An 11,765-nucleotide genomic window follows, 5' to 3' on the forward strand; every position below is an offset into this window, starting at 1 on the left:
CACCCGGCCTACCCGCGCCCCTCCCCGCATCTTCCGTTACGTCCGCCGCGCCGCTAGACCCGCGCCATGGATCGCCGAGACCTGCTCGCCGCCGCCGGGATTGCCGGCCCGCTCCTGCCCCTCGCCGCCAGGGCCGGCACTGCGCCTTCCGCCGGCCCGGTGCAGCCCGATGCGAGCTTCGATCTGTGGCCCGGCGACGCCCCCGGCCTGCGCGACAGGAATTTCCAGGACCATGTCGTGGTCCGCAATCCCGATCCCGCCTTCCCCGATCGCGCGATGGACCACATCCGCACGCCGCGGCTCGACGTGTTCCGCGCGAAAAACCCGAACGGCGCCGCGATGCTGGTCATCCCCGGCGGCGGCTACGCCCGCGTCGTGGTCGACAAGGAAGGCTATGAGCTCGCCCCCTGGCTTGCCGCGCGCGGGATCACCGCCTTCGTGCTGTTTTACCGGCTGCCCGGCGACCCCTGGCAGAATCCCAGCAACGTCCCCCTCGCCGATGCCCAGCGCGCGATGCGGCTGATCCGGCACCAGACGGCCAGGTGGCACGTCGATCCCCGGCGCGTCGGCGCGATGGGCTTCTCCGCCGGCGGACATCTGTGCGCCGATCTCGCCACCCGCTTCGGCCGCACGGTCTACGACCCGGTCGACGCCGCCGACGCGCAGGACGCCCGCCCGTTCGTCGCCGCGCCGATCTATCCGGTCGTCACGATGGACCCGGATTTCGCGCATATGGGCTCGCGCACCCTGCTGATCGGCAAGGATCCCGCGCCCGATCTCGCCGCCGAGCATTCGCCCGAGCGCCAGGTAAGCGCGCAGACCCCGCCCTGCTTCCTCTGCCATGCCGAGGACGACACCACCGTGCCGATCCGCAACACGATCGCGCTGCACGCCGCGCTGAAGGCGGCCAAGGTACCGGCGGAGGCGCACCTGTTCGAACAGGGCGGGCACGGCTTCGGCTGGGGTCCGCGCACCCAGGGCAAGCCGGCGCATCTGTGGCCCGAACTGTTCCTCGCCTGGGCCAGGGGGCACGGGCTGCTGGGCTGATCGCATCGCCCCAAAATCGCTGCGATGTTATGTTGTATCTTTAACCAGCTTGCCCTATATCACTGCCCATGCCGGTGAGTCTCCCGTTAGCCCGCGTCTGGGGCAATATTGATGCGCGCCTCGATCGTATCGCGATCGCGGTCAGCGGGCTGTGCCTGGTGCACTGCATCGCCACCACCGTGCTGCTCACCGTACTTTCCTCCGCCGGCGGGCTGCTCAACCCGGCGATTCACGAGATCGGCCTCACCCTCGCCATCGGCATGGGCACCTTCGCGCTGATCAAGGGCGTGATGTCGCACGGCTATATGGCGCCGGCGATCGTCGGCGCATTCGGCCTCGGCATCATGGCCGGCGCGCTCTCGCTGCCGCACGGCGATTTCGAGATCTTCTGGACGCTGGTGGGCGTGAGCGTGGTCGCGCTCGGCCACGATCTCAATCATCGCGCCAGCCACTGAATCTTGCCGGAAGGCCCCTGCGGGCCTACATAATCCGCATGCACGCGCACGATCATCATGAGCATCAGGGCAACGACCTGACCAAGGCCGCCCAGGCGACGCTGGAGAAGTCCGGCGAGCAATGGACCGCGATGCGCGAGCGCGTGTTCGAGGCGCTGGCCGGGTTCGAGAAGCCAGCCTCTGCCTATGACATCGCCGAGGCCGTCTCCAAGGCCGAGGGTCGCCGAGTCGCCGCCAATAGCGTCTACCGGATCCTCGACCTGTTCGTCGGCTCGAACCTGGCGCGCCGGGTGGAGAGCGCCAACGCCTATATGGCGAACACGCACCCTGACTGCCTGCACGACTGCATCTTCCTGGTGTGCGACAGCTGCGGCCAGACCACGCATATCGACGACGACTCGATCACCAAGACCGTGCGTGCCGCCGCCAAGGGTGCGGGCTTCTCGCCCGAGCGGCCGGTGATCGAAGTGCGCGGCAAATGCGCGGACTGCGACTGAGCGACGCTACGGCACGGCCTGCATGGGCCCTGCACGCAAAATCCACGCGCGCAAGGTTCGACTTCGCGAAATCGGAAGAGTAAGGGCAGTCGGATGGCCGATCTTCCCAGCACGCCGCTGCTCGATACTGTCGATACCCCCGATGCCCTGCGCAAGCTGAAGCCGCAGCAGCTCCGCCAGCTCGCCGATGAGCTGCGTGCGGAGACGATCTCGGCAGTCGGTAGCACCGGCGGCCATCTCGGCTCGGGCCTGGGCGTGGTCGAGCTGACCGTCGCGATCCATTACGTGTTCAACACCCCCGACGACCGGCTGATCTGGGACGTCGGCCACCAGTGCTACCCGCACAAGATCCTCACCGGCCGCCGCGACCGTATCCGCACGCTGCGCCAGGGCGGCGGCCTGTCCGGCTTCACCAAGCGCAGCGAGAGCGAATACGATCCGTTCGGCGCGGCGCACTCGTCGACCTCGATCTCGGCGGCGCTCGGCTTTGCGGTGGCGAACAAGCTCGCCGGCACGCCGGGCAAGGGCATCGCAGTGATAGGCGACGGCGCGATGAGCGCGGGCATGGCCTATGAGGCGATGAACAATGCCGAGGCGGCGGGGAATCGCCTGATCGTGATCCTCAACGACAACGACATGTCGATCGCACCGCCCGTCGGTGGCCTCTCCGCCTATCTGGCGCGGATGGTGTCCTCGTCCGAATATATGGGCCTGCGCAGCCTGGCGAAGCGCGCGATCCGCAAGTTCTCGCGCCGCCTGACCACCGCGGCCGGCAAGACCGAGGAGTTCGCGCGCGGGCTCGTCACCGGCGGCACGCTGTTCGAGGAGCTGGGCTTCTATTATGTCGGCCCGATCGACGGACACAATCTCGAGCATCTGATCCCGGTGCTCGAGAATGTCCGCGACAGCGCGGAAGGCCCGATCCTCATCCATGTCGTCACCAAGAAGGGCAAGGGCTATGCCCCGGCCGAAGCGGCGGCGGACAAATATCACGGCGTCCAGAAGTTCGACGTGATCACCGGTACCCAGGCCAAGGCGCCGCCGGGCCCGCCGGCTTATCAGAACGTGTTCGGCGACGCGCTGATCGAGGAAGCGAAGCGCGATCCAAAGATCGTCGCGATCACTGCCGCCATGCCCTCGGGCACCGGCGTCGATCGCTTCGCCAGGGCCTTCCCCGATCGCAGCTTTGATGTCGGCATCGCCGAGCAGCATGCGGTGACCTTCGCCGCCGGCCTCGCCGCACAGGGCATGCGCCCCTTCTGCGCGATCTACTCGACCTTCCTGCAGCGCGCCTATGACCAGGTCGTCCATGACGTGGCGATCCAGAACCTGCCCGTTCGCTTCGCGATCGACCGCGCCGGGCTGGTCGGCGCCGACGGCGCGACGCATGCCGGCAGCTTCGACGTCACCTATCTGGCGACGCTCCCCAATTTCGTGGTGATGGCCGCCGCCGACGAGGCCGAGCTGGTCCATATGACCCACACCGCCGCGCTGCACGACAGCGGCCCGATCGCGGTGCGCTATCCGCGCGGCAATGGCACCGGCGTCGCGCTGCCCGCGGTTCCGCAGCAGCTCGCGATCGGCAAGGGCCGGATCGTCCGCGAGGGCAAGACCGTGGCGATCCTCTCGCTCGGCACCCGCCTGGCCGAGGCGCTCAAGGCCGCCGACACGCTCGAGGCCAAGGGGCTCTCAACCACCGTCGCCGACCTGCGTTTCGCCAAGCCGCTCGATGAGGAGCTGATCCGCCGCCTGCTCACCACCCACGAAGTCGCGGTGACGATCGAGGAGGGCGCGATCGGCGGCCTCGGCGCGCACGTGCTGACCATGGCAAGCGACCAGGGATTGATCGACGCAGGCCTCAAGCTGCGCACGCTGCGCCTGCCCGACATCTTCCAGGACCAGGACAAGCCCGAGATCCAATATGCCGAGGCCGGCCTCAACGCCGAGAACATCGTCGACACGGTGCTGAAGGCGCTGCGCTACAACGAAGCCACGGTGGCGGACGGCGGCGCGCGGGCCTGATGCGGCCGCGCAAGCCGCTCAAGATCACCAGCCGCGTCTCATCGGTCACCAATGGCTTCGTGCAGGCAATCCTGCCCGATGCGCCGCCCACCGCCGCGGAGATTGCCGAAGCCGCCGCGATCCTGGGCATGGACGCATCCGATCTGCGTTGCGTCTATTGCGGCGTCCGCTCGACCGATTGGGATCATCTCCGTCCCCTCGTGCGGGGCAAGCGCCCGACCGGTTACCTGAATAATATCCGCAACCTGGTCCCCGCTTGCGGGCCCTGCAACCAGTCCAAGAGCGGCCAGGACTGGCGCAACTGGATGGAAGGCAATGCCAGGGGCTCGCCCACGACCCGCGGCGTCGAGGACCTGCCCGGGAAGATCGCTGCACTCCAGCGGTTCGAGCAATGGGAGGGCCGACCTTCAGCCGACCTCAAAGCCATTGCCGGCGCCGAACGCTGGGAGCGCTATTGGGAGAAGCTCGCCGAGATCGAACGGCTGATGTTCGAGGCGCAGAAGGACGCGGAGGTCATTCGCGCCCGTATCTCTGCCGCGATTGGCCGCGAATAACGCCTAGTCGACCATCGCCTCGGGGTGCTGCGGCGTATCGAACCCGCCCCAGTTCTGCCGGGGCTTGGCGCGCGGCTTGCCCTTGTGGTCATATTCCTCGCGCCACGGATCGACGTCGCTGGCCGCGGCCCAGTCGTCCCATTGCTTCGCCATCTTCTTCACCCGCTCGGGCTGGGCGGCGGCGAGATCGTGCATCTCGGCGCGGTCCTTGTTCATGTCGAACAGCTGCCAGGGCTTGAGGAAGCGGGCGACCAGCTTCCACTCGCCGTCGCGCACCGCGCGGTTGCCCTCATGCTCCCAGAAGATCGGCTTGTCGCGAGTGAGCGGCTTGCCGCTGAAGGCGGGGACCATCGAGCGGCCCTGCATGGGCACGATCTCGTGCCCGTTGAAGCTCTTGGGATAGGTCGCGCCCATCACCTCGACCAGCGTCGGCATCACGTCGATCAGATGGCCGGGCTCGCGCACCAGCGTGCCGCGCTGCTGGGCGCCGATACCCTTGGGCCAATAGGCGATGAGCGGCGTGGCGATGCCGCCCTCCTCGGTGAAGTGCTTGAAATACTGGAAGGGCGTGTTCTGCAGCGTCGCCCAGTTCATGCCCCCGAACACCAGCGATTGCGGGCTGCCGGGCGCGCCCTTGCCGGTCAGCCGCCCGTCCGGCCCGGTTTCGGCGTTGCCGCCATTGTCGTGCATGAACAGGATCAGCGTGTTGTCGAGCTCGCCCGACGCGCGCAGCCGATCGACCAGCGTCCCGATCGAGCGGTCCACCCGGCTGATCACCGCGGCATAGACCGCCATCATCGTATCGAACCGGTCCCGGTCGGTGGCCGAGAGCTTGTTCCAGTCATAGCTGCCGGGAAGCGCCGGCGGCAGCTCGGCGTCGGCGGCGATGATGCCGAGCTTCTTCTGCCGCTCGAACCGCTCGCGGCGTATCACGTCCCAGCCGCGCAGATATTTGCCCTTGAACTTCGCCACGTCCTCGGGGGGCGCCATCAGCGGAAAGTGCGCGGCGGTGAAGGGCATGTAGAGGAAAAAGGGCTTGTGCTCCGCCCGGGCCTGCTCGGCGAACTTGGTCTGCCAGTCGACATACATGTCCGACGAATACCATTCGCCGCTGCCCACGCGCGGCGAGCTGGCTGGCACCTTCTCGCCGTCGATATAGACGTTCTGCGCGGGGGGCTGCGGCTGGTCGGGATAGTAGAGCTCGCCGAAGGGCGAGGTGAGCGAATGATCGAAGCCGCGGTTCCACGGGCCGACGCCGTGCGAGATGCCCATGTGCCACTTGCCGGCCATCGCGGTGTAGTAGCCGGCGGACTTCGCCACCTCGGCCAGCGTCACCACGCGATCGAGCAGCCTGGCCTTGAGCCCCCGCGAACTCGGCACGTCGATCGCCTCGAGATGCCCCAGCCCCGCCTGGTGCGGATAGGTGCCTGTCATCAGCGCCGCGCGCGAAGGGCTGCACCGTGCGCTGTTGTAGAATTGCGTGAAGGCGAGGCCGCCCCTGGCCAAGGCGTCGATGTTCGGCGTCGGGATCTCGCTGCCGAACGCGCCGATGTCCGAATAGCCGACATCGTCGAGCAGGATGACGATCACGTTCGGGCGGGTCGGCTGCGGTTTCGCTGCGGTTTGCGCCCCGGCTTGGAGCGGCAATGCGGCCGCCGCGACGGCGAGCGCGGCGCCGCAGGCACGCGTCAGCAGGCGGCGAATGTGCGCAGGCTTCATGCAGGAGGGTCCCCTCGCTTATATCCTATGACGCCGAGACCCATCCCCTGGTGCAGGCGCGGGCAGACGCTACACGCGAGCGAATTTTCGCATCAATGCTGTAGTTTCCGAAATTTGCCAGGCCCGCGCCCGGGCTAGCGGTCAAAGGCGAGCGCAGTGAAGCGCACTTCGCAATTGCCCGCAGCCTGGAGATAGCAGCCCGACTTGAAATAGGCGGTCTTGCCGGCAGCGGCCCAGAAGGCGAGGTTCTCGGTCAGGCGCGTCGTGAGGTTCGAGCCGCTGTAATAGACTTCGATCGCATCGCCGACATTGTAGGTGATGCGTACGCGTGCCGTCTGCCCTTCCGCCGGTGCCGGCCCGAGATCGATGCTGGTGCCGTCGCTGTCGCCGGTGCCCTTGCGGTAGGCGATCCAGAGGTGATCGGTCAGGCCGTTGCGGCTCGACGCGAAGAAGATGCGCACGATCGGCAGCCCGGCGGATTCGCCATAGACCTGCGAGATGGTGAAGCTGGTCGAGCGCCCCTCGATCGCGGGCAGCTGGAAGCTGGCGTCGAGCACCTTGCCGCTCGATGTCGCATCGAAGCTCATGCCGCGCAGTTCCATCCGCGTCGTGTCCGACGAATCGCTGGAAACCGTGCCGCCGCGGATCGAGAAGACCATGCGGCCGGCGCTGTCGCGGTAGAAATTGTCGAGATCGACGCCGTAGGCCTGGAGCTGTGCGGTGTTCATGCAGGCGTTCAGGCTGGTCGGCCATTGGAACGAGCGCGCATTGTCGATCACTTGCTTGAAGGCGGGATCGGAATAGGGCGAGAGGCTGACTGGATCGGCGGTGACTCGCTCGCAGGCCGGTGTCGCGCGCGCCACGGGCGTGGACGTCGGGCTCGGGGAGGGGGTCGGCGTGGGCGCGGCAACCGTTGCCGTCGGTGTGGGCGCCGGCGCGATCGCCGTGCCGCCACTTGCGGATTCGGCGGCACTGCCACTGCAGGCGGAAACCACAACCGCGGCAACCATCAGCGTCGAAATTTTATAACGCATACAAACCCCTCTCCGGCATTCTTGCGATGCCACCGATGGCATATAGGCGGGTCCTTTGCGCCGGATCAACGACTTGGCTGGTGCAGGCGCATATCCGGCCCTAAAGGTAATTTCCGTGCTGCAGATGACTTCGCTCCCCGCCTCCGCCCGCCCGCGCGCGCTCGCCCATTGGCTGTTCGTTGTGGCGAGCCTGATCGTGCTGATGGTCGTGATCGGTGGCGTCACTCGCCTCACCGAATCGGGCCTGTCGATCACCGAGTGGAAGCCGTTCACCGGCGCGGTCCCGCCGCTCACCGAGGCGGCCTGGCAGGCCGAGTTCGCGCGCTATCGGCAGATCGGCCAATATCAGCATCTCAACCGCGGCATGAGCCTGGCCGAGTTCAAGAACATCTTCTTCTGGGAATATCTCCACCGGCTGCTCGGCCGGGTGATCGGCCTGGCCTTCGCGCTGCCGTTGCTCTGGTTCGCCGTTCGTCGCGCAATCCCCAGGGGCTATGGCTGGCGGCTGGTCGCGTTGCTCGCGCTCGGCGGGCTGCAGGGCGCGCTCGGCTGGTGGATGGTCAAGTCCGGCCTCAACAAGACGAGCACCGCGGTCGACCATTTCTGGCTCGCCGCGCATCTGCTCACTGCGCTGTTCACGCTGGGCGGGATCATCTGGACCGCGTGCGACCTGCTGGCGCTCAGGCGCTCGTCGCTGGCCCGCCCCGCCCGCCTGACCGGCTTCGGCATCGGCGTGCTCGCGGTGCTCGCCGTCCAGCTCTTCTACGGCGCGCTCGTCGCCGGGCTGCGCGCCGGCATGGTGACCGATCAGTGGCCGCTGATGAACGGGCGCTTCTTCCCGGGCGCGACCCAGCAGGGCGAGAGCCTGAGCCATGCGCTGTTCTCCGATCCCGCGATCGTCCATTTCATCCATCGCTGGTGGGCCTGGGTGGCCGTGGCGGCGCTGGTGCTGCTTGCCCGCAAGGTCCGCGCCGCCAGCCGCCCTGCCTCGATCGCGATCCACAGCGCCTTCGGCACGCAGATCCTGCTCGGCATCGCCACGGTGATGGCAGGAGTGCCGATCTGGCTCGCCGCGCTTCACCAGCTCATCGGCGCGCTGGTCGTGATCGCCACCGTCTGGGGCGTGCACGTGCTCGGCCGCCGCGCTTGAGCGAGCTGACGCTCTTCTACGTCACTTTCACCACCCGCGCCGATGCCGAGCGCGTCGCCGAGACCGTGCTGGCCGAGCACCTTGCTGCCTGCGCCAATATCCTCGCGCCCTGCGCCTCGCTGTACCTCTGGCACGGCAGCCTCGAGCGCGCGGAGGAAGTGCCCGTGCTGTTCAAGACGCGGACGATGCTCGCCAATCGCCTGCGCGAGCGGATCGCCGCGCTGCATCCCTATGAACTGCCGGTAGTCGAGAGCTGGACCGTCACCGCCAGCCCGCAAGTCGCCGCCTGGGTCGAGGGCGAGACGCGCTGATGCTGCTCGCCGCGATTGTCCTCCAGGCAAGCGCAGTCGCCTTCTCTCCGCCGCTCGACGTGCCCCTGCGCGTGGCCAGCGAGCGCCGCGAGGATACTCGCGCCTACCGGCTCGAGCGCCAGCTCCGCTTCGTCCGCGAAGGCGAGGGCTATCGCGCGGACGTGGTGCTACGCGCCGCCACGGGTGACACGCCAGACAGCAGCGGCACGCTCTACGAGGCAGGGTATGCCGCGCTGATCGGTACGCCGATCCGCCTCCATCTCGACCGCGCCGGCGCGGTGACCGCGGTGGACGACTTGCCTGCGCTATGGGAGCGCTTCTGCGCGCGTGTCGCCGAAGTTGCCGCGGCACGGCGGGTTCTCGCGCCTGCCGATCGCGCCAGGCTCGCCGCCCGGATCGCCATGCCGCTGCGCGCGCTTCCGGCCGAGCGCCAGCGCGCAATGTTCGCCTCGCTCGTCTCGGTGGCGATCGCCGACGAGGACCTGACTCCCGGCTCCCGGCCGGTCACCCTGCCCGCCAGTTCGGCCTTCGGCAGCGCCACTCCGCTCGATGGCACCCGCACGGTGACCCCGCTTCCCGGCGGCCTGGTCCGCAGCACCACCCGCGCGGCCTCGGCCACCGTAACGCTGGAACGCGTCCTCGACATCGATCCCGGCACCGGGCTGGTAATGCGCAACAGCAAGACCGTGACCGTCCGCGCCGGAGCGCTGGAAAAGGCCAGCGTCACGCTGATCACCGTCGGGCCCGGCGATTGACTCCCCGCCCGCCACGTGGCGGTGTCCCGCCAAAGGGGATTTCCATGCGCTCGATTCCGATGGCTGCGGCCGCCGCGCTGCTTGCCAGCCTTGCCCCCGCCCTGCCCGTAGCGGCGCAGACCAGCATTGCGCCCGCGCCGGCAACGATCGAGGTTCCGTTCAACCCGCCGCTCGACACCCCGTTGCGCTATCAGGTCAGCACCAGTCGCGCAGCGCGCCCGGGGCAACCGGCCCTGGCGCTGCGCTGGGTGGAGGAGCTGCGCTTCACCAGGGTCGAGGGCGGCTTCCTCGCTTATTGGCGGATGGACTGGGCATCACTCCCGCCCGAGATGCGCTCCCCCGCGGTTGCGCCAATGGTCAAGCCACTCACCGGCGAGCCGATCGCGCTGGAGCTCGATGCCACCGGCACGGTGTTGCGCGTCCATGACTGGCCGGCGGCCCGCGCAAAGATCCTCGCCGCTGTTGAAGGCACCCGGCCGCTGGTCCCGGCCGCAGTGGCGGCGCAGGTCATGCCGAAGGTCCGCGAGATGTACGAAGCGCTCACCGCCGAAACCGCAGTGCCGATGATCCTCAAGAATCTCGGCCCGGTGTTCGAGTTCGGCGGCGTATCGATGGCGCCAGGCGAGGTACGAAGCGGACAGGTAGAGCAGCCGGTTTCGATCGGTGGCGGCACCGTCACCGCCAACATGTCGCTGACGCTCTCCGCCCTCGAGGCCGGCCGCACCGCCACCTTCGTCTCGCGCCGGGAAATCGACAAGGAGTCGATGCAGCGGCTGATGGAGCGGGTGATCGCGCAGTTCGGCGCCGCCGACAGGGCCGCAGCGGAGCGCCAGCGCGTCGAGCTGGCAAAGACCCCGATGATGATGACCGACATCACGACCACGGTCGTCGATCTTTCCACCGGCCTGCCGGTGCGTCTCGACAACGCCACGACGGGCTCGGACGCGCCGGCGACGCCGGTCAAGACGCTCAGCCTGGTCTGGCTGCGCTAAGGGAATTGCTGCATGGTATTCCAATACCCGTCAGCAAACCCACGCATTTCTTGACTTTTCGCCGGCGAATCGTCAGAGGCCCTTCAACCGCGCTGCCCGAGAGGGTGGCGCGCTCGCGTTTCATACTTGAAAGGTCTCGCCCATGAAGGCGCTGATGAAGACCACCAAGTCGGTAAAGCCGACCGAGGTGGAGAAGAAGTGGCACATCGTCGATGCCGACGGCCTGGTCGTCGGCCGCGCTGCCGTCGTGATCGCCAACGTCCTGCGCGGCAAGCACAAGACGAGCTTCACCCCGCACATCGATTGCGGTGACAATGTCATCGTCATCAACGCGGACAAGATCCGTTTCACCGGCAAGAAGCTGGCCCAGAAGGTGTACTACAAGCACACCGGCTATGCGGGCGGCATCAAGGGCATCACCGCCGCCAAGGTTCTCGAGGGTCGCTTCCCGGAGCGCGTGCTGGAGAAGGCCGTTGAGCGCATGATCCCGCGCGGCCCGCTCGGCCGCCAGCAGATGCGCAACCTGCGCATCTACAACGGTGCTGCGCATCCGCACGAAGCGCAGAACCCCGAGGTCCTCGACATCGCCGGCATGAGCCGCAAGAACAAGGTGGGCGCATAATGTCCGACAACCGCCAGTCCCTTTCCGATCTCGGCAGCATCGCCGCCGGCGAGCAGGCCGTCGCCACCCAGGCCCACACCGCCTCGGACAACGCCGCGGATGCGTATCTCGCCGGCCAGATCAACGAGCCGTCGACTCCGGCCGTGCTGCGCCAGCAGGAGCTCGACAAGTTCGGCCGCGCCTATGCGACCGGCCGTCGTAAGGACGCCGTCGCCCGTGTCTGGATCAAGCCGGGCACCGGCAAGATCACGATCAACGGCCGCGACCAGGAAGTCTATTTCGCGCGCCCGACGCTGCGTCTCGTCATCAACCAGGTGTTCGGCATCACCGAGCGCGAAGGTCAGTACGACGTGATCGCCACCGTCAAGGGCGGCGGCCTCTCGGGCCAGGCCGGCGCGGTGAAGCATGGCATCAGCCAGGCGCTCACCAAGTACGAGCCGATCCTGCGCGCGCCGGTCAAGGCGGCCGGGTTCCTGACCCGCGACAGCCGTACGGTCGAGCGTAAGAAGTATGGCCGCGCCAAGGCGCGTCGCAGCTTCCAGTTCTCGAAGCGCTAAGGCGCGGGCGGCAACGCTACAAAAGGGGCGGTCCGGCAACGGGCCGCCCT

The 11,765-nt window shown here is 67.8% G+C and carries 13 protein-coding genes; 11 read left to right on the plus strand and 2 right to left on the minus strand.

Annotated features, from left to right (window positions below; translation table 11 throughout):
• The first annotated feature begins 66 nt into the window (after window positions 1-66).
• From ABLE38_RS19640 to ABLE38_RS19660, 5 genes are all read left to right on the plus strand, one after another.
• Window positions 67-1,047 carry an alpha/beta hydrolase gene (locus tag ABLE38_RS19640; RefSeq protein ID WP_348975948.1) on the plus strand — a complete coding sequence of 327 codons (981 nt, stop codon included), beginning with the start codon at window positions 67-69 and terminating at the stop codon, window positions 1,045-1,047.
• Between the two features lie 68 nt (window positions 1,048-1,115).
• The gene (locus tag ABLE38_RS19645) at window positions 1,116-1,502 is read left to right on the plus strand and encodes a MerC domain-containing protein (RefSeq protein WP_348975949.1); all 387 of its coding nucleotides are present in this window, start codon (window positions 1,116-1,118) and stop codon (window positions 1,500-1,502) included.
• Between the two features lie 38 nt (window positions 1,503-1,540).
• Window positions 1,541-1,999 carry a transcriptional repressor gene (locus ABLE38_RS19650; protein WP_180147944.1) on the plus strand — a complete coding sequence of 153 codons (459 nt, stop codon included), beginning with the start codon at window positions 1,541-1,543 and terminating at the stop codon, window positions 1,997-1,999.
• Between the two features lie 93 nt (window positions 2,000-2,092).
• Window positions 2,093-4,021: a 1-deoxy-D-xylulose-5-phosphate synthase gene (gene dxs / locus ABLE38_RS19655; RefSeq protein ID WP_348975950.1), complete on the plus strand. Its 1,929-nt coding sequence runs from the start codon at window positions 2,093-2,095 to the stop codon at window positions 4,019-4,021.
• Window positions 4,021-4,575 carry an HNH endonuclease gene (locus ABLE38_RS19660; protein WP_348975951.1) on the plus strand — a complete coding sequence of 185 codons (555 nt, stop codon included), beginning with the start codon at window positions 4,021-4,023 and terminating at the stop codon, window positions 4,573-4,575. The genes dxs and ABLE38_RS19660 overlap by 1 nt, the downstream gene beginning before the upstream one ends.
• Window positions 4,576-4,578: 3 nt before the next feature.
• On the opposite strand, the gene ABLE38_RS19665 is transcribed toward ABLE38_RS19660, so the two are convergent.
• On the minus strand, window positions 4,579-6,294 hold the full coding sequence (locus ABLE38_RS19665) for an arylsulfatase (RefSeq protein ID WP_348975952.1): 1,716 nt from the start codon (window positions 6,292-6,294) through the stop codon (window positions 4,579-4,581).
• Window positions 6,295-6,428: 134 nt separating this feature from the next.
• Entirely contained in the window at window positions 6,429-7,328 is a 900-nt protein-coding gene (locus ABLE38_RS19670; RefSeq protein ID WP_348975953.1) for a polysaccharide lyase family 7 protein, read from the minus strand.
• A gap of 124 nt (window positions 7,329-7,452) precedes the next feature.
• Here ABLE38_RS19670 and ABLE38_RS19675 point away from each other — a divergent pair, with 124 nt between their 5' ends.
• The 6 genes from ABLE38_RS19675 to rpsI all read left to right on the plus strand — a co-directional run bounded on the left by ABLE38_RS19675 (window position 7,453) and on the right by rpsI (window position 11,715).
• Window positions 7,453-8,478 (plus strand): COX15/CtaA family protein, encoded by a 1,026-nt coding sequence (locus tag ABLE38_RS19675; protein ID WP_348976241.1) that lies wholly within the window; start codon window positions 7,453-7,455, stop codon window positions 8,476-8,478.
• Window positions 8,475-8,789, plus strand: a complete 315-nt coding sequence (gene cutA, locus ABLE38_RS19680) for a divalent-cation tolerance protein CutA (protein WP_348975954.1) — start codon at window positions 8,475-8,477, stop codon at window positions 8,787-8,789. Before ABLE38_RS19675 ends, cutA begins: the two co-directional genes overlap by 4 nt.
• The gene (locus ABLE38_RS19685; RefSeq protein ID WP_348975955.1) at window positions 8,789-9,544 is read left to right on the plus strand and encodes a hypothetical protein; all 756 of its coding nucleotides are present in this window, start codon (window positions 8,789-8,791) and stop codon (window positions 9,542-9,544) included. Before cutA ends, ABLE38_RS19685 begins: the two co-directional genes overlap by 1 nt.
• 44 nt (window positions 9,545-9,588) lie before the next feature.
• Entirely contained in the window at window positions 9,589-10,536 is a 948-nt protein-coding gene (locus ABLE38_RS19690) for a hypothetical protein (RefSeq protein WP_348975956.1), read from the plus strand.
• Between the two features lie 142 nt (window positions 10,537-10,678).
• Window positions 10,679-11,158 (plus strand): 50S ribosomal protein L13, encoded by a 480-nt coding sequence (gene rplM / locus ABLE38_RS19695; RefSeq protein WP_348975957.1) that lies wholly within the window; start codon window positions 10,679-10,681, stop codon window positions 11,156-11,158.
• Window positions 11,158-11,715: a 30S ribosomal protein S9 gene (gene rpsI, locus ABLE38_RS19700; protein WP_348975958.1), complete on the plus strand. Its 558-nt coding sequence runs from the start codon at window positions 11,158-11,160 to the stop codon at window positions 11,713-11,715. Before rplM ends, rpsI begins: the two co-directional genes overlap by 1 nt.
• Window positions 11,716-11,765 lie beyond the last annotated feature (50 nt).

Origin of the sequence: Sphingomonas sp. KR3-1 (assembly GCF_040049295.1) — a bacterium.
Taxonomy (GTDB): domain Bacteria; phylum Pseudomonadota; class Alphaproteobacteria; order Sphingomonadales; family Sphingomonadaceae; genus Sphingomonas.